Annotated in this window: 13 protein-coding genes; 5 read left to right on the forward strand and 8 right to left on the reverse strand. The window is 64.8% G+C overall.

All coding sequences use genetic code 11. From position 1 onward, the window contains the following. The first annotated feature begins 352 nt into the window (after window positions 1-352). Complete coding sequence (gltS, locus tag PIN31009_RS07120) at window positions 353-1,582, forward strand: sodium/glutamate symporter (protein ID WP_150683634.1); 1,230 nt, start codon at window positions 353-355, stop codon at window positions 1,580-1,582. Between the two features lie 115 nt (window positions 1,583-1,697). Here gltS and argH read toward each other — a convergent pair whose 3' ends face one another. From argH to ppc, 3 genes are all read right to left on the reverse strand, one after another. Beyond that, complete coding sequence (gene argH / locus PIN31009_RS07125; protein ID WP_058375434.1) at window positions 1,698-3,095, reverse strand: argininosuccinate lyase; 1,398 nt, start codon at window positions 3,093-3,095, stop codon at window positions 1,698-1,700. 122 nt (window positions 3,096-3,217) lie between these two features. Next, on the reverse strand, window positions 3,218-3,928 hold the full coding sequence (gene aroQ, locus PIN31009_RS07130) for a gamma subclass chorismate mutase AroQ (protein WP_174997011.1): 711 nt from the start codon (window positions 3,926-3,928) through the stop codon (window positions 3,218-3,220). 364 nt (window positions 3,929-4,292) lie between these two features. Next, window positions 4,293-7,265: a phosphoenolpyruvate carboxylase gene (gene ppc, locus PIN31009_RS07135; protein ID WP_425495470.1), complete on the reverse strand. Its 2,973-nt coding sequence runs from the start codon at window positions 7,263-7,265 to the stop codon at window positions 4,293-4,295. An 82-nt stretch (window positions 7,266-7,347) separates the two neighbouring features. On the opposite strand from ppc, the gene hemC reads away from it, so the two are divergent. From hemC to PIN31009_RS07155, 4 genes are read left to right on the forward strand one after another with little or no spacing between them, the layout of a single operon-like run. Next, a complete protein-coding gene (hemC, locus tag PIN31009_RS07140; RefSeq protein ID WP_150789785.1) occupies window positions 7,348-8,307 on the forward strand; it encodes a hydroxymethylbilane synthase in 960 nt (319 codons plus the stop codon). After that, window positions 8,307-9,218: a uroporphyrinogen-III synthase gene (locus PIN31009_RS07145; protein ID WP_150789786.1), complete on the forward strand. Its 912-nt coding sequence runs from the start codon at window positions 8,307-8,309 to the stop codon at window positions 9,216-9,218. The genes hemC and PIN31009_RS07145 overlap by 1 nt, the downstream gene beginning before the upstream one ends. Next, on the forward strand, window positions 9,205-10,350 hold the full coding sequence (locus PIN31009_RS07150; RefSeq protein ID WP_174997013.1) for a uroporphyrinogen-III C-methyltransferase: 1,146 nt from the start codon (window positions 9,205-9,207) through the stop codon (window positions 10,348-10,350). Before PIN31009_RS07145 ends, PIN31009_RS07150 begins: the two co-directional genes overlap by 14 nt. 10 nt (window positions 10,351-10,360) lie before the next feature. Further along, window positions 10,361-11,533 carry a heme biosynthesis HemY N-terminal domain-containing protein gene (locus PIN31009_RS07155; RefSeq protein WP_150683637.1) on the forward strand — a complete coding sequence of 391 codons (1,173 nt, stop codon included), beginning with the start codon at window positions 10,361-10,363 and terminating at the stop codon, window positions 11,531-11,533. Between the two features lie 60 nt (window positions 11,534-11,593). Here PIN31009_RS07155 and PIN31009_RS07160 read toward each other — a convergent pair whose 3' ends face one another. The 5 genes from PIN31009_RS07160 to PIN31009_RS07180 all read right to left on the reverse strand — a co-directional run bounded on the left by PIN31009_RS07160 (window position 11,594) and on the right by PIN31009_RS07180 (window position 18,149). Further along, the gene (locus PIN31009_RS07160; RefSeq protein WP_150789788.1) at window positions 11,594-12,478 is read right to left on the reverse strand and encodes a hypothetical protein; all 885 of its coding nucleotides are present in this window, start codon (window positions 12,476-12,478) and stop codon (window positions 11,594-11,596) included. A 344-nt stretch (window positions 12,479-12,822) separates the two neighbouring features. After that, window positions 12,823-14,073 (reverse strand): hypothetical protein, encoded by a 1,251-nt coding sequence (locus PIN31009_RS07165; protein ID WP_150789789.1) that lies wholly within the window; start codon window positions 14,071-14,073, stop codon window positions 12,823-12,825. 146 nt (window positions 14,074-14,219) lie between these two features. After that, window positions 14,220-15,734, reverse strand: coding sequence for an MDR family MFS transporter (locus PIN31009_RS07170; RefSeq protein WP_174997015.1), 1,515 nt, complete (start codon window positions 15,732-15,734; stop codon window positions 14,220-14,222). Between the two features lie 196 nt (window positions 15,735-15,930). Continuing rightward, window positions 15,931-17,247 carry an MFS transporter gene (locus tag PIN31009_RS07175; RefSeq protein WP_150683641.1) on the reverse strand — a complete coding sequence of 439 codons (1,317 nt, stop codon included), beginning with the start codon at window positions 17,245-17,247 and terminating at the stop codon, window positions 15,931-15,933. A gap of 143 nt (window positions 17,248-17,390) precedes the next feature. Beyond that, window positions 17,391-18,149 (reverse strand): SDR family oxidoreductase, encoded by a 759-nt coding sequence (locus PIN31009_RS07180; protein WP_150789791.1) that lies wholly within the window; start codon window positions 18,147-18,149, stop codon window positions 17,391-17,393. Between the last annotated feature and the right edge of the window lie 27 nt (window positions 18,150-18,176).

The raw sequence follows: 18,176 nt of genomic DNA on the forward strand, positions 1-18,176 counted from the left end.
CAAAACAACACCCTGCCAGCGGCCTGCTGCGCAGGGTGTTGTCGTTTACGGCGCGCCATCCGCTTCGCCTCTGGGAGGATGCCTAGGCGAGCCGTTACGCGCTATACGCTTGTTTCTGACGTGACAACTTGCGGATATCGCGCAGGCGCGCTTGTCCCCAACGTGTTGCACGTTCCCAAATCCCTCGAATACCCGGTGAGATGCCGTGAACACGGCGGCAAACTTTCCAATCCCGAGGTAAATCGCCCGATTTGAGGTTATGCTTGGTCGTCCTATTTTTGGGAAATTACCCAAGAATGCGGCGTAATCCCGTTGCTAAACTCGTCGCTTTTCGGATGTGGGAGGGGGGATCATGGGCGTCACGGGACAACTGGTCTTCAGCAACTACGGCACGCTCGTCTGCGCCACGCTGGTCCTGCTGCTGGGGCGCAAGCTGGTCGAATGGATTGGGCCGCTTCGCACGTACAGCATTCCCGAACCCGTCGCGGCGGGCCTGCTGGTGGCGTTCGCCACGCTGGCCCTGCGTCAGTTCGGGCACTTCGAACTGAAGTTCGACACCTCGTTGCAAACCCCGCTGATGCTGGCGTTTTTCGCGACCATCGGGCTGTCTGCCAATCTGGCGAGCCTGCGGGCCGGCGGGCGTACGCTCGCGCTGTTTCTCGCCGTGGTCGTGGGCATGCTGGTCATGCAGAACACGATCGGTGTCGGTCTGGCCATGCTGCTTGGGCTGCCGCCTGGTGTGGGCCTGCTGGGCGGGTCGATCACGCTGGCCGGCGGTCACGGCACCGGTGCCGCGTGGGGGCACGTCATGACGGAGCGCTACGGCGTGCAGTCGGCGGCGGAAATCGCGATGGCCTGCGCTACGTTCGGGCTGGTGCTGGGCGGTCTGCTCGGCGGGCCGGTGGCAAGGTATCTCGTCGGCCGTCTGGGGCGCCATGGCGCCCACGTGCCCGGCGCGGATACGTCGACGTCGGCCCCGGCGCCGGAAGGCTTCGAGCAGCCCCATACGGTCCGCCTGATCACCGCGCAGGCGTTGATCGAAACGGTGGCCATGATCGCGATCTGCCTGCTGGGCGGCGAAGTCATCGCGGCGTGGCTGTCGGGCACGGCCTTCGAGCTGCCCACGTTCGTGTGCGTGCTGTTTACCGGCGTGATCGTGCGCAATGCGTTGTCGTTGGTCGGCTACGAAGTGTTCGACCGTTCGTTGTCGGTGCTGGGCAACGTGAGTCTTTCGCTGTTTCTGGCGATGGCATTGATGGCGCTGCGGCTGTGGGACCTGTCGACGCTGGCCGTGCCGATGATCGTGATTCTCACCGTGCAGGTGGTGGCGATGGCCGCTTACGCCATCTTCGTGACCTTCCGCGTGATGGGCCGCAACTACGATGCGGCGGTGCTCGCTGCGGGGCACTGCGGCTTCGGGCTGGGTGCCACGCCGACGGCCATTGCGAATATGCAGGCGGTCACAGAGCGCTTCGGGCCGTCGCACATCGCGTTCTTGATCGTGCCGATGGTGGGGGCGTTCTTCATCGATATCGTCAACGCCATCGTGATCAAGGGCTTTCTGTCGTTACCGATCTTCTGATATCGGCCGCGGCACCGTCGTATGGGCAAAGAAAAAGCCACCCGATTGGGTGGCTTTTTCGTCACTGCGGTTCAGCTTACTGCGTCGACTTACTTCGCCAGCTTACTTCGCCAACTTACTTCGCCAGCTTCGCGCGGGCCGCGGCAATGGCGCGCTTCACTTGCTCGGGGGCGGTGCCACCGATGTGATTGCGGCTGGAGACCGAGCCCTCGAGCGTCAGGAAACCGAACACGTCTTCGCCCACGAGCGGCGAGAACTTCTGGAGTTCGGCCAGCGACAGGTCGGCCAGATCGATATCGCGATCCGAGCAGATCTTCACGGCGTGGGCCACGATTTCGTGCGCATCACGGAACGGCAGGCCCTTCTTGACCAGATAGTCGGCCAGATCGGTGGCGGTCGAGAAGCCTTGCAGCGCGGCGTTGCGCATGTTTTCTTCACGCACCTTGATGCCCGGCACCATGTCCGCAAAGATGCGCAGCGTATCGATCACGGTGTCGACCGTGTCGAACAGCGGTTCTTTGTCTTCCTGATTGTCCTTGTTGTAGGCGAGCGGCTGGCCCTTCATCAGCGTCAGCAGCGCAATCAGGTGACCGTTCACGCGGCCGGTCTTGCCACGCGCCAGTTCCGGCACGTCGGGGTTCTTCTTCTGCGGCATGATCGAGCTGCCCGTGCAGAAACGGTCGGCCAGATCGATGAAGCCCACGCGCGGGCTCATCCACAGCACCAGCTCTTCCGAGAAGCGCGAGATGTGCGTCATCACGAGCGCGGCAGCGGCGGTGAATTCGATCGCGAAGTCGCGGTCCGACACGGCGTCGAGCGAGTTGGTGCAGACTTCTTCGAAGCCCAGCGTGGCGGCGACGCGTTCGCGGTCGATCGGGTAGCTCGTGCCGGCCAGTGCGGCGGCGCCCAGCGGCAGGCGGTTCACGCGGCGGCGCACGTCGATCATGCGCTCGGCGTCACGGCTGAACATCTCGAAATACGCCATCAGGTGATGACCGAAGGTCACCGGCTGTGCGACTTGCAGATGGGTAAAGCCCGGCAGGATCGTGGCGCTGTGTTGTTCCGCCAGATCGAGCAGCGCACTGCGCAGGTCGCCGAGGTGCGTGCCGATGCGGTCGATTTCGCTGCGCAGCCACAGGCGGATGTCGGTGGCGACCTGATCGTTACGCGAGCGGCCCGTGTGCAGGCGCTTGCCGGCGTCGCCGATCAGCGCGGTCAGGCGCGCTTCGATGTTCAGGTGAACGTCTTCGAGATCCAGTTGCCACTCGAATTCGCCACGCTCGATTTCGCCGCGAATCTGCGTCATGCCACGCTGGATATCGGCCAGATCCTGCGCACTGATGATGCCCTGTGCGGCCAGCATGTCGGCGTGGGCGAGCGACCCTTCGATGTCGAACAGGGCCATACGCTTGTCGAAGAATACCGACGCCGTATAGCGCTTGACGAGTTCGGAAACGGGTTCGGAAAAGCGAGCCGACCAGGCTTCGCCCTTCTTGTGGAGTTGGGAGGTCATTGTCGTAGCGTGGCTAATCGAGGCCAATCGAGGCAGATTGAAGCGGACCGTAGTGAAAACACGGCAAACCGTGATTATACCAACGCCCGCGCCCCGTCAGGTCGCGGGGCCGATTGCGGGCGTCACTGCGCCATCGACAACGTCCAGATGCGCGGCGGCGCTGACAGGCACAGACCGGAGGTGGCCTCGTCGAAGGCGGCGCGTTGCAGCGCTTCGAGTTTCGCCGCTTTGGCGATGCGCTCGCGGGCCTGATGAATGCGGGCCAGCCGCGTCGGGTCGTCGGGCAGCGCGCAGAGACGGCCGAGGTCGTGCATCAGCGAGCCGCCGAGCCGGTCGAGCGCCGGACGCAGGCGCGTGGCGAGATCGACCGGCTGCCCCGGTGCCCGCCCCTCGCGTGCCCAGCGGGCGAGCAGGGCGGTCTGTACGAGCTTGCCCGCTTCGATTTGCAGGCGGAAGAACGTGCGGGCTTGGGCAGGCGTCAGGCCGTACTGGCTGGCACGCTCGCCGACGCTGTCGAGCAGCGCTTGTTCGCGGGGCGTGTCCTGCACGGGTTTGCCGGAGCCGAATTTCGTGCGCGCGACCGCTTCGCTGATCGCCAGACGCTCGAGAATGCCGCGCATGAGCGGATCGAGAACGGGGTCGATGACCGGTGGCGGCGACAACGGCTGCGCAACCTTGCCCGCCAATGCCTGTGAGACCAGCCGCACCGCAAACCCGCGCAGCCCGTGCGGGGCGGCGGTGAATACGCCGGCGTCCTGTTGGACGTTAGCGTTGGCAGGTGAGGTAGTGGGAGATGCGGCGGACGGGGTTGCCGTATCGGCAAAATCGCCCACGGATGGGGCGCCGGCATGCGCGGGCGCGCTCAGGAAGCAGAGGGATGCGAGGAGAGGTGCAAGGCGCGATGAAAAACGTGACGCGAAGCGCGTTGCGAGGCCAGAAGCGAGAACGGTGCCGCGTCGCCGCGCAAGTTGACCCGCAGTTCGCACGCGTCGCGCATGCGGCAACAACAGAAGGGAATGCATGATGGATTGGCCCCCCGGCAACAATCGAATCGGATGCGTCGCAATATACCGCCCTATCGATCCGTTTGTCGTTGGGGAGAATCCCAAGGAACTGGCTGGCGTCGACGCGATCCCGGCCGCGTCGACGCCATGCACGGGGATACCCATCTGCCCCCATGCACTCCTATCCGCCGAATCAGCCCGTATTGCGTAGGCCGGCGGCGATGCCGTTGATCGACAGATGAATGCCGCGTCGCGCGCGTTCGTCCGATTCACCCGCACGGTGTCTGCGTAGCAGTTCCACCTGTAAGTGATTGAGCGGATCGAGGTACGGGAAGCGATTCTTGATCGAACGGGCGAGCATCGGGTTGTCGGCCAGACGCTCTTCGTGCCCGGTAATCAGGGCCAGTGCCTTCGACGTGCTCTCCCATTCCGCGACGATACGGTCGAACACATGCTTGCGCAGCGTCTCGTCGGGCACCAGCTCGGCATAGCGCGAGGCCACGCCCAGATCGGTCTTGGCGAGCACCATGTCCATGTTCGATAGCAGGTTCGCGAAGAAGGGCCAGTGCTTGACCATCCGGCGCAGCGTTTCCAGCCGTTCGTTGCGTGCCGAATCGTCTTGCGCAGCGTCGAGATACGCGGCGACCGCGCTGCCGAAGCCGTACCAGCCGGTGATCAGCAGGCGGCACTGGCCCCACGAGAAGCCCCACGGAATTGCCCGCAGGTCTTCGATGCGGCGTTGCTTCGGGTCCGAGAATTTGCGCGAGGCCGGGCGCGAGCCGATATTGAGCTCGGCGATCTCCGCAATCGGCGTGGCCGAGAAGAAGTAGTCGGTGAAGCCGGGCGTCTCGTAGACCAGATGGCGATAGGCGCTGAACGCCGTGTCCGAGAGCGTCTGCATGACGGCTTCATAAGCGTCCAACTGCGGCGGCTGATTGCGGCTGGGCAGCAGCGTGGCTTCGAGCGTGGCCGCGACGATGGTCTCGAGATTGCGTCGCCCGATTTCGGGGTTGGCAAATTTGCTCGCGATGATCTCGCCCTGCTCGGTGAGGCGAATCTGCCCCTTCACCGTGCCCGGCGGCTGCGACAAGATGGCCTGATAGGTCGGGCCGCCGCCACGGCCCACGGTGCCGCCACGGCCGTGGAAGAGCCGCAGCCGGATGCCTTTCTCCTCGAACAGGTGCACCAGCGCCAGTTCGGCCTTGTACAACTCCCAGTTCGACGTGAGAAAGCCGCCGTCCTTGTTGCTGTCCGAGTAGCCGAGCATGACTTCCTGCTCACCGCCTTGCTGCGTCACCACGTCGGCCATGCCGGGGATGTCGAACAGCGCGCGCATGATGACCGGCGCATTGCGCAAGTCGGCGATCGTCTCGAACAACGGAATGACCATCGCGCCGACCTTGATGCCGGTCGTGGGCTCGCCGTCCGCGTTGGTCACGTTGGCCACGCCGAGCGCCCCTTGGAAGAGCCCAGTCTCTTTTTGCAGCAGCATGACTTCGACCAGATCGCTCACCGTTTCCGTGTGCGAAATGATGTAGTTGCGTACCGCACGTGCGCCGAAGCGCGCCCGGATCTCGCGCGCTGCGCCGAACACGGCCAACTCGTCGCGCGTGCGTTGCGAGTAGTCGAGATACGGCGAGAACAGCGGACGCGGTTCGCGTAGCTCTTGCAGCAACAGCGCGAGTTTTTCGTCCTCGGACAATTGCGCGTAATTCGGCTCGACGCCCGCCTTGGCGAACAGTTCGGCGATGACGGCTTCGTGCACGTCCGAGCTCTGGCGCAGGTCGATGCTGGCCAGATGGAAGCCGAACACTTCGGCCGCGCGCACCAGCGGCCCGAGGCGCTGCGAAATCAGCGCGCCGCCGTGATGCGACAGGAGCGAGGCGACGACGGTGTTCAGGTCCGAGACGAACTCGGCGGCGTCGAGATACGGGCTGGCTTCGCCCACGGCACCGCGATGCGGCACGTGACCTACCCATGCGTGGGCGGTGGCCGCCAACCGGGCGTACACACCGATCAGCGCGCGGCGATACGGCTCGTCGGTGCGGTGCGGCGAATCGTCGGGCGAGCGGCTTGCCAGCGTGAGCAGCGCGTCGCTGGCACCGGCCAGCAGTTGCGACACCGACAGCTCGGCGCCGAGCAAGTGCACCTGTTCCAGATAGTGCGCAAAGATCTCCGTGGCCTGACGCGTGATCGCCAGTTGCAGCGTCTGCGCCGTCACATTCGGATTGCCGTCGCGATCGCCGCCGATCCAACTGCCCATTTGCAGGAAACGGCCAAGCGCCTGCGGGCGCACGCCGGGTGCGGCTTCCGACAACTCGGCGCTCACGTCGGCATACAGCCCCGGAATTTCGGTCAGGAACGTGCTGCGGTAATACGACAGCGCGTTGTCGATTTCGTCCGCCACCGTCAGGCGCGAACTACGCAGCATGCGTGTTTGCCAGAGGGTGGTCACGTAGGCGCGCATCGCTTCCGTATTGCGGGCCGATTCGCGTTCGGTGAGGGCGTCGTCGCGATGGGCGAGCAGGCGGGCAATCTCGCGCTCGGCATCGAGAATGCTCTTGCGTTGCACTTCGGTCGGGTGAGCGGTCAGCACCGGCACGATCAGCGCGCTCGCGAAGAACGCTTGCAGCGTAGCGGGATCGGCCAGACCGGCGTCTTTCAGGCTTTGCAGTGCGGCGGCCAGACTGCCCGGCTGCGCGTTGCTGCCGGCCAGCGCGTGCACGCGGCGGCGGCGGTTGTGATGGCGGTCCTCGGCAATGTTCGCGAGGTGAGAGAAGTAGCTGAAGGCGCGTACTACCTGAATGGCCTGTTCGTTCGACAGGCCATTGAGCAGCGTATCGAGCGCCTGAGCGGCGCTGCGGTCGTCTTCGCGGTGAAAGCGCACGGCGTTCTGGCGAATGGTTTCGACCAGATCGAAGGCGTCGCTGCCTTGCTGCTCGCGCAGCACGTCGCCCAGCAGGCGGCCGAGGAAGCGGATGTCCTCGCGCAGCGGGGCGTCTTTGTCCTCGCGAGAGCGGCGGGCGCGTTCCTTACCCGGCGGCGAAGCGGCTGCGGCCTCACCAGTAGTGGATGTGGCCGCCGATGCTGCTCCTGCGGGTGACGTGTTGCCGACCGACGGGGCGAGGCCCTCTTGCGGGGCATCTGCCGTTGCGCTGCTCTTCATGTCGCTCCTCTCGAAGCCGGCAGTCTGAGCCGCCGGCCAAGCGTGATACCATTTTTTCTTTTGGTCTTCACGCGGTTGCTGAATGAACTTCGCTGCTCCTGAAACCCTGGTGATCGCTTCGCGCGAGAGCCGGCTCGCCATGTGGCAAGCCGAACACGTGCGTGACGCGCTGCACAAATTATATCCGCAGTGTCACGTGAGTATCCTCGGCATGACCACTCGCGGTGATCAGATCCTCGACCGCTCGCTCGCCAAGGTCGGCGGCAAGGGGTTGTTCGTCAAAGAACTCGAACTCGCGCTCGCCGACGGACGTGCCGATCTGGCCGTGCATTCGCTTAAGGATGTGCCGATGCAACTGCCCGAGGGCTTTACGCTTGCTGCGGTGCTCGAGCGTGAAGATCCGTGCGACGCCTTCGTGAGTAACGACTACGACAGCCTCGATGCGCTGCCCGCCGGTGCCGTGGTCGGCACGTCGAGCCTGCGTCGCGAGGTGAGCCTGCGCACGCGGTATCCGCATCTGAAAGTGGCGCCGTTGCGCGGCAATCTCGATACGCGTCTGGGCAAGCTCGACCGTGGCGACTTCTCGGCGATCATCCTCGCCGCTGCCGGTCTGAAGCGTCTGGGTCTGGGGGATCGTATCCGTGCCATTCTGCCACCGGAAGCGAGCCTGCCGGCGGCCGGTCAGGGCGCATTGGGCATCGAAGTGCGTGCCGGACGTCCCGAAATCTTGCAATGGCTATCTCCGCTGCATGACGCCCGCACGACGCTGGCCGTAAGCGCCGAGCGCGCGGTGTCGCGTGCCCTTGGCGGGTCGTGTCAGGTGCCGCTCGGTGCATTCGCCGAATTCGACGCACAGGGCGCGCTGTCGCTGCGCGCGTTCATCGCCTCGACGGACGGTGCTACGGTGCTGCGCGCCGAGGGCGCTGCAACGCTCGAACAGGGCGACGTGGCCGGTGCCGAAGCCCTTGGCAAGCGTGTCGCGCAGGAACTCATCGACGCGGGCGGGCTGGCACTGGTGCCGCCGTCCGAGCCGAAGGACTGATGCGTTTGGTCCCGCGCGCGCCGGTTCCCTCACGCTGTGTCATCCTGACGCGTCCCGACGGGCAGAGCGGTGCACTCGCCGCCGCCCTGCAAGCGGAAGGCATCGACTCGTTCGCCTTCCCGTTGCTGCACATTGCGGCGCAAGCCGACGCCGCCGCGCTGGCGGCGCTCGATACCGCGCTGCACGATCTCTCGTCGTACGCACTGGCGGTGTTCGTCTCGCCGAATGCCGTGACACACGCGTTGTCGCGGCTCGTGTTTCTGAAGTCGGGCGCGAGTGCTGCAACGGCGTATTGGCCGGTATCGCTGCCGGTGGCCGTCGTTGGCCCGGGCAGCGCACAGGCGCTGGCTGAAGCGGGCATTGCACCGCCGCAGCATCAAGTGATCGTGCCGCCGGGCGGCCCCGATGCACGCTTCGATTCCGAAGCGTTACTGGCAGAACTCGATGTCGCCGCACTGGCCGGACGCCGCGTGCTGATCGTGCGCGGCGACGGCGGGCGTGAGCTGCTCGCAGACACACTGCGCGCTGCCGGCGCTCAGGTCGACATCGTGAGCGCGTACACTCGACGTGCCCCAGCCCCGGATTCGGCTGCGTGGGCGGCGCTCGAAGCACGGCTGGCCTCCAGCGTGCCTTGCGCATGGGTACTGACCAGCTCCGAAGCCGTGCGCCATCTGGCGACGATGCTGGCGGCCCGATACGGAACACAAGAAGGCGTACATACGCCCGGCACCCCGCACGTTCTGGCGCAAATCCTTGCTGCGCCGTGCTTTACGTCGCATGCGCGCATCGCCGATGCCGCGCGGGCTGCGGGGTTTGATAGGATTACGCAGTGCGCGGCTGGCGACGAGAACTTGCTGGCGGCACTCAAAACATGGGCGGATCCCATTCAAGTCAAGCATGACGACAGATAATCGCGTTCCTGAGTCTTCCCCAAATTCGCCGGCATCGACCGGCCCGGCGGCGTCGAGCCCTTCGTCCGCGACCTACGGCACTGCGGGTGTGCCGCCCGCGTGGACACCGCCCGAGCCGCCGCAAAAGCGCCGTGGCAGCGGGGCAGCCCTGCCGTGGCTGCTCTTCGTGCTGGTGTCGGCCGGCGCCGGTATCGGCGGCTGGTCCCTCAATCAGAAGCTCGACCGCGTGCAGCAGGAGATGGCCCGCCGCGCGCAGGCCGGCGACGCGCAGGTCATGCAGGCGCAGGTGCGCACCGCACAGGCGCTCGATAATCAGCGCGATTTGCAAAACCGGCTGACGGCGCTCGAAGGCCGCGTGGCTGATTCGCGCAGTCAGCAGGCCTCGCTGGAGCAGCTCTATCAGGAACTCGCGCACAACCGCGACGAGTGGGTGCTGGCCGAAACCGAGCAGATCGTCACGAGTGCCAACCAGCAGTTGCAGCTCACCGGCAACGTGCGCGGCGCGCTGATTGCGCTCGAAGGTGCCGATGCCCGTCTGGCACGCACCGGTGCACCGCAACTGGCCGGCGTTCGCGATGCGCTCAAGAAGGACATCGACCGTCTGAAGGCCGTCCCGGCCGCCGATTTGCCCCAACTGACCGGCAAGCTCGATCAGGCCATTGCGATGATCGATACCCTGCCGTTGCAAGCGGAAGAGCAACGTGCCGCTCCGAAGTCCGACGCCACGGGTCCGAGCGGCGCGGGCGACACCGGCTGGCGCGCCACGCTGGACCGTTTGTCGGGCGAAATGCTCGGCAGTCTCAAGCAATTGGTGCAGGTGCGCCGTCTGGACGACCCGGACGTGATGCTCGTCGCGCCGGAACAAGGGGCGTTCCTGCGGGCCAACCTGAAGCTGCGCCTGCTGAATGCGCGTCTGGCGCTGCTCGCGCGCAATGCGGCCGCCGTGCACACCGACGTGCTGGTGGCGCAAGCGGCGCTCGACAAGTACTTCGACGGCAAGTCGCGTCGCATCGGTGCGGTCAAAACGTTGCTCGATCAGGTCGATTCGGGCGCCCGCACCATCGAACTGCCCACGCTTGACGCCAGCCTGACCGCCATCGGTCAGGTCAAGGACGTCAAGGACAAGCCGTAAGGAGCTCTGGATGAGAGGATTGATCTGGTTGACGCTCCTGTTCGCGGTGGCGGCCGGCTTTGCCGTGCTGGCCACGTTCAATCACGGGCAGGTGGTGATGCTGGTGCCGCCGTACCGTGTGGACGTTTCGCTGAACCTGTTCGTGCTGGCACTGCTGGCACTGTTCTTCGCGCTGTACGTCATCATTCGCGTGCTGCGCAACATCTACAAGATGCCGGAGCGCGTCGCGGCCTACCGCAATCGCCAACGCAGCCGTCGCGCGAACATCGCCTTGCGCGACGCGGTGGCCAACCTCTTTGCCGGTCGTTACACGCGCGCCGAAAAAGCGGCACGTGAAGCGGCCGAGCAGGACGATAACCGCGGCGTGGCGGCCATCATCGGCGCCCGCGCGGCGCATCGCATGCGTGAGTTTGCACGTCGCGACACGTGGCTGGCCGAAGCACAGGGCGCGAATCTCGAAGAAGCCCGTCTGTTGCAGACGGCCGAGTTGCGCGTCGATACCCGCGACGCAGAAGGCGCGCTCGAAGCGCTGACCGAAATGCGGGCGCAAGGCGCACGGCGTATGCAGGCGCAACTGGTGGCCCTGCGCGCGCATCAGCACCTGAAGCACTGGCCGGAGGTCCTGAACCTGCTCAAGGTGCTGGAGAAGCGTGAAGCGCTGCATCCGGCGCTGGCGGCCAAGCTCAAGCAGACGGCCAGCGAAGGCATTCTGCGCGATCACCGCCACGATGCTGATGCGCTGCTCAAGTGCTGGCACGAGTTGCCGGCCGACGCGCGCACGTCGTCGCGCACGGCCGATGTCGCGGCGGAGTTGCTGATTGCGCTCGATCGTCCGCGTGAAGCCCGCGACATTGTCGAGGCCGCGTTGGCCGAGCATTGGGACCCGCGCCTGCTGCGCCGCTATGCCGACTGTGCGGGGGGCGACGCCCTGCCGCTCATCCAGAAGGCCGAAGCGTGGCAGCAACGCCACCCGAACGATCCCGACCTGCTCTACGCACTGGGCAAGCTCTGCCAGCATCAGCGCTTGTGGGGCAAGGCGCAGACGTTCCTCGAAGGCGCGTTGCGCCACACCGACGACCGTCATCTGCAACAGCGCCTGCATCTGGCGCTCGCGCAGCTCTTCGAAGGGCTTGGCCAGATGGAACAGGCCAATCGCCACTACCGGGCCTGCGCGACGGCCTGAGCGGCATAAGACGACGCCAGCCCATGCGGCTGGCGTTTTCGCATTCGTCTCTCTACCGGCCTAGTCTGCCGCGTAGCTACACTGCTGCTGAATCAGATAGTCAAAGTTCGGCCGATGGTAGGCACGTCTGTCGTCGTTACTGAAGTGGCGCAGATCGCGCAACATCGAGATGGCGTCGAGATCGGTAAAGCCCAGATGGTCGTACTCGTCTTCCAGCGTAGTGATCGCCACCAGTCGCTGAAGTACGTATTCGGCATCCTGTAGCGGACAGCGATCGATATGCTGCGCGGTCGTCATCACCGCGTCCTTGATATCCGCATCGTGCACGTGGGCGTGGGTGGCGGCGTCGAGCGTCGCCCGCATGACCCGGGGGAGCGACTCGGCCGCACAGGTTCTGTACAACGTCGTTGCTAGCGAATTCCATCCCGGGCCGCGTATGACCTTCGCCCCGTCGCTCAACATCCCAAGTATGGCCACCTCCCGATCCGTCTCGGGTAAGGCACCGATGCATTTCGCCAACCGGTTGGCTGTCGACGCCTCGTAGTACCCCTCGCAGCGCTGGATCGCGGCGAGCGTGTCGCGCCATGCATTCAGCCTCGTGGCTGGCGGCATGGCGGCGATAGCCTCGAGACGGCTGCGCAGCACGTTGTCGAAACGCGCGTTACGTGCGGTACGCACCAGTGCTTTGGCTTCCGGCAAGTGCTGTTCGGCAGAAGCATCGAACAGTAAGTCGACCATGGCGTGCGCGGTTCGTTGTTCCAGCGTGTCGTGCAAGTTCAGCAGATTTTCGAACGCCGAACGCCAACAGGTCAGGTTCGGACTCGCCTCGAGCGAAGCGAGCAGGCGCTCGAAATGCCGTTTCGCTTCGGGTAGCGGGGACGTTGTCAGATGCGCGCGTGTGGCCAACGCCGATAGGCTTTTCAGATCGTCGGCGATATTGATCAAGGTGCCGTCCGTGATGCCCGCCGGTACGACGCGATCGACATCGAGCGTGCGGCGAGGCGTGACAACTTGCGTGAGGCGGGGCGCTGCGGGGGGTACGCATGCGGGTGAGAAGCTCGTGACGAAGCAGAAATTCGAATCGCATGCGCCATCAAAATCGGCGGCGAACGAAGGCAGCTCGGTTTGATGGCGTTTCGCCGCGGGTTCACCGTCGTGCGTTAGGTGTGTCAGTCGCTGCGGAGCGTTACCGGAAAGGGCGGAAGGGAACACGTCGAGCTCCGTTGATATGAGGGGAGCGGCAGAGTGTCACGGGGCCCGCGAGCGGGCTTTGGTTTCCGTTCAACCGATTACGTCCCGTAGACGCGCTCGGCAAGGCTTTCCAGCGCTTCGCTGAGCAGGGCATCGAAATCGGGCAATGGGTAACGTCGCGCTTGATCCAACTCGGTGGCGTTGCGCACCGCTTGCAGCGCGTCGAGCGATTGCTCGGTCGTGAAGATGTTCAGTTGCGTATATTCCGCGCGCATCGCCGCGAAGTTCGTGAGCGTGCTCACGATGACGTCGGCGTGGTCCTCGGGACAAAGCGGCACCGCCTGAGCCAGCGCTTTCAGAACGTCCATGGTTTCGACCGGATGCGAGGCGAGCGCGACGGCATCGAGCAGCGCTTGCGCCAGCGGCACGCGATCCCGCTCGGGGGTGACGTCCATCAGCACCGCCGCGAGTTCGCCCCAGCCCCCGGTGATCTCGCCTTCCTCAGCGTCGATGCCAGCCTTCAGCGTGCTTACGGCCGCCGCACTCCTGCTGTGTTCGGGCAGAGAGGGAATCACTCGCGCCAGCCGGGTCAGCCGGGAGGGATTGCAATAGTCGCCCGTGCGTCGAAGGCTGACGAGCGTGTTTTCCCACGTGAGCGAGGGCGTTGCGTCGGGTGTCGCGGCGCCCGAAGACGGTGCCATCGACATGGCGTGCGTCTGTTGCAACCACGCGGCGTCGAGACGCGCCTCCACCGACTCGCTCGCCAGTGCGAACGCATGCCCGTGGCGATCGTCTTCCGAGTTGGGAAGGATGGCCAGAATGGCTTCGGCGATCCGGTGTTGCAGGGGAATCCGCAACGCCACCAGATGCTCGAACGCCTGTCCCCATTCCGGGCTCAAGGCAGACGCTTCGAGTCTCCCCGTCAGACGGCCAAACAGACGTTGTGCCTCGGCAAGGGGAAGCCGCCGGAGGCCGTCGCACAATTCCCAGAATTGCGGGCCGTTCGGATTCGCGACGATGACTTGCAGTGCGGCGTCGAGTGCGGCATCGGGCAGTTCGGCGGCAGCGCGAATGAGTGCGTCTTCTGCTGCGTTCAGCGCGATGGCGGGCGAGATACGGGATAACGCGGCACTGCGCGCTTGCTGCGCATCCCGACGTGTTGCGTTTGCGCGGTCGCGGTGCTCAGGGTGATTGAAGTCACCGCCCGGAGCACCGCGCATCGTAGGATGGTCATCGACAGCAGGCCTTCCGCTGTCGGTGGATCCGGAGATCGTCGACGACGAATTGTCGGCGATGGAATCGGCCGGCGAGCGCGGCGGGGTGGCATGGTAAGCGTTGACTGGAAGCACGGCGGAGTCCTATGACAAGGAGGGCGGAGACGATGAGAAACATCGTGCCGCCGCGCCTGCCCCGTCACTTTCATGCAGCGCTCATCCGCCGTAGAGGCGCGCCCTCAATTACCCGTTCCAGCCGGCTCTCTCGACACTCACGCCACTCAATCGATCGCCGCCACCGCCTCATTCGCAGAGCTCTGCCGCAGCGGAATTTCCGGCAGCCGGCTGAGCGCCACGATGGCGAGTGCCGCGACGAGTGCGCTGCCGCCGAAGAATGCCCCGAACGCGAGACGCAGATGATCTTCCATACCGGCCGGTGCCCCGCCGGGTCGCAGGAAGTCAGTCAACTCGTGCGGTGCCGAACCGTCGCCGCCCATCACCAGCAACCCGACGATGATTGCCCCGAACAGAGCGACGCCGATCATGCCGCCCAGTGCACGGAAGAACGCGTGCGCGGCGGTGGCGATACCGATATCGCGCGGCGCGACAGCGTTCTGCGTGGCCACGGTCATCACCGGCATTGCGGAACCGAAACCGATGCCCACCAGCCCCAGACACGCACCGATGACCACGAGCGGCAGCGACTCCACGCCGATGGCGATCACCGCAAGCCCAAGCAACGCGGCAGGCAACCCGATTTGCGGCGGGCGTTTGTAATGTCCGGTCGCCCGCATGTAGTGCCCGGAGGAGAGCGCCCCGATCACAATGCCGAGCAACGGCAGAATCAGCATCAGGCCGGAACTGCTGGCCGACTGGCCGCGTTGCAATTGCAGATAAAGCGGCACGTAGATGCCGATGCTGATGTTCACCATCATCACCAGCACGGCCATCGTCGAGGTCACGCGAAACACCGGGTTGGCGAGCAAAGCGAGCGGCAGCAACGGCTCGGCCGCACTGCGCTGGCGTCGCAAAAACGCGGCGCCGACCACGACCGTCACCACGATCAAGCCGACAATTTCCTTCGACACCCACGGGTAACGATGACCGCCCCACGTGAGCGCGAGCAGTAACGCCACCGTCGACACGATCAACAGCAGCGAGCCCAGATAATCGATGGTCGGGCGCCCGACACGGCGGGGCAGGCGGCGCAGTGCGCGGTCGCTCAGATAGATCGCGAGCAGGCCCAGCGGAATGTTGATCCAGAAGATGAGCGTCCAGTTGAGGTACTGCGCAAACACGCCGCCCGTCACTGGCCCGGCAACGCCCGAGACCGCAAACATCCCCGAGATATAGCCCTGATAACGGCCACGTTCGCGCGGCGAGACGATATCGGCGATGACCGTATTGGACAGCGCGATCAACCCGCCGCCGCCGAGCCCCTGCACGCCGCGCGCAATGATGAGTGTGAGCATGCTGGGCGCGAGCGCACACAGAATCGAGCCGACCAGAAACACCGCGACACTCAGCGCGATGATGCCGCGCCGCCCGAACAGATCGGAGAGTTTGCCGACGATCGGCGTGATCGCGGTCGACGAGAGCAGATACGCGGTGACCACCCACGACACGGCGTCGAAGCTGCCCAGATCGCGGGCAATCGTCGGCAGCGCCGGCGCGACGATGGTCTGGTCGAGCGAGCCGAGAAACATGATCAGCAGCAGGCCGGAGAGAATCGACTTGATCTCGGCGGGCGTGAGCGAGACGCCGGCCGGCGTCGTCTGTGAGTCGTTGGCGGACATGCGGTTTCGGGGAAAAAAACAGGCCATCCCGGAGCGGATGGCCTGATGCATGTTACTCCCAAGGCGGGCACTCGACTACAACGCCCGCCGCGTCTCGGTCTTGGCGATCAAGACGCTGTTTTATACAGCGATCCAGCGGCGCGTCGAAAAATTCATCCGCCCGGCACGCCGGAATTGCCTCGACCGGACATCGTTTTCACTGGTTCACCAGCCGCGCCGGCACGGCCAGCGTAAGCAGGCCGCCGATCACCATGAAGGCGGTGAGCAGATACATGCCGCTGTTGGTGCTTTGCGTGGTGTCTTTGAGAAAGCCGATCAGGTAGGGGCCCACGAAGCCCGCGAGGTTGCCCAGCGAGTTGATCATCGCGATACCGGCCGCCGCCGCCGTGCCGCCCAAAAACGCCGTGGGCAGGCTCCAGAACAGCGGCAGCACGATCATGATGCCCATGGTGCCGAACGTGAGCGCGAGCATGGCCAGTTGCGTGTTGTGGCTCCACGTCGTCGACAGGAAAAGCCCCACCGCACCGATGAATGCCGGGATGGCGATGTGCCAGCGGCGCTCGCCGCGCACGTCGGAGCGCCGGCCGACCAGCACCATCGCAATCACCGCGAAGAAGTACGGAATCGCGGTGAGCAGCCCGATTTGCAGCGGGTCGGTCACACCGGTGCCCTTGACGATCGTCGGCAGCCAGAAGCCGACGCCGTAGAGGCCGATCACGAACGAGAAGTAGATCAGGCTCATCATCCACACGCGCGGGCTCGAGAACACCTGCGCGAGCGGCAGATCTTCCTTGGTGAGCACGTCGCTTGCGATGTTGCGTTCCAGCATGGACTTCTCGGCTTCGTTGAGCCACTTCGCATCGCGAATGCGGTCATCGAGCACGAACAGCACCACGATGCCGATAATCACCGACGGAATCGCTTCGAGCAGGAACATCCATTGCCAGCCGGCCAGCCCGGAGACGCCTGTCATGTCCTTGAGAATCCAGCCCGAGATCGGCCCGCCGATCAGCCCCGAGAGCGCCACGGCCGTCATGAACCATGCCGTCATGCGTCCGCGCCGCGAGGCCGGGTACCAATAGGTGATGTAGAGAATGATGCCGGGGAAGAAGCCCGCTTCGGCCACGCCGAGCAGGAATCGCATGACGTAGAACATCGAGGGCGTGGTGACGAACATCGTCGCGCCCGAGATGATGCCCCACGAAATCATGATGCGGGCGATCCACACGCGTGCGCCGACGCGGTGCAGGATCACGTTGCTCGGCACTTCGAAGATGAAGTAGCCGATGAAGAAGATGCCGGCGCCGAGGCCGAACACCGTCTCGGAGAATTGCAGATCGCCGACCATCTGCAACTTGGCAAAGCCCACGTTCACGCGATCGAGGTACGCGACCACGTAGCACAGCAGCAAAAACGGAATCAACCGCCAGCCCACCTTGCGGTAGGTGGCCTCTTCGAAGCCCGCCGGTAGCGAGTCTGCCATCGGCGTGGGGGGCGTCGGAATGCTATTCATACGGATCTCCTCCGGAATGACGTTGTGTTGTCTGTCGTTATGGTGTGTGTGTTCGACAACTACGGTGCTTCAGTACTTCGGTGCGATCGGCTGCACGAACTGCAATCACAAAAAAACAAAGGCAAAAGCGATGCCGGGCGATGTCAGATGCAGCGCCCGCCGTCCACTTCGAGGCAGACGCCGGTGATGAACGCGGCATCGTCGCTGGCCAGATAAAGGCAGGCGTTGGCGATGTCCTGCGGGGTGGAGAAGCGTCCGAGGGGAATGCCGGCGAGAAATTTGGCGCGGTTCTCGGGGGTGTTGGGCACGCCCATGAAGTCGGCGGTCAGGCCCGTGTCGCCGATGACCGGATTGACGCAGTTCACGCGAATGTTGTTCGGCCCGAATTCGGCGGCCATGGCCTTGCTGGCGGTGATCACGGCGCCTTTGCTGCCGTTGTACCAGACGAGCCCCGGGCGTGGCCGCACGCCTGCGGTGGAGGCGATGTTGATCATCACACCGCCGCCGCGTTGCAGGAAGTAGGGGACCATCGCCCGCGCGCTCCAGAAGATGCTCTTGACGTTGACCGCATACACGCGATCGAACTCGGCTTCCGTCACTTCCAGCAGCGGCTTGTTGCGATGGGTGGTGCCCGCGTTGTTCACCACGATGTCCAACTGGCCGAAGCGCGTCACGGCCTCGTCGAGCAGGGTGACGTGATCGCCCTCGCGCGACACGTCGCCGTAGACGAACGCGGCACGTCCGCCCGCGTCGGTAATCTCGTTGGCAACGCGCTCGCCCGCTTCGCGATTCAGATCGTTGACGATCACCGCAGCGCCTTCGCGTGCGAACGTCTTAGCGATACCTTCACCGAAACCCGAGCCCGCCCCTGTGACAATCGCCACTTTGTCTTGCAAACGCATGCCTTGTCTCCTCCGTGCCTGATGAGA

This window comes from Pandoraea iniqua (assembly GCF_902459685.1).
Taxonomy (GTDB): Bacteria; Pseudomonadota; Gammaproteobacteria; order Burkholderiales; family Burkholderiaceae; genus Pandoraea; species Pandoraea iniqua.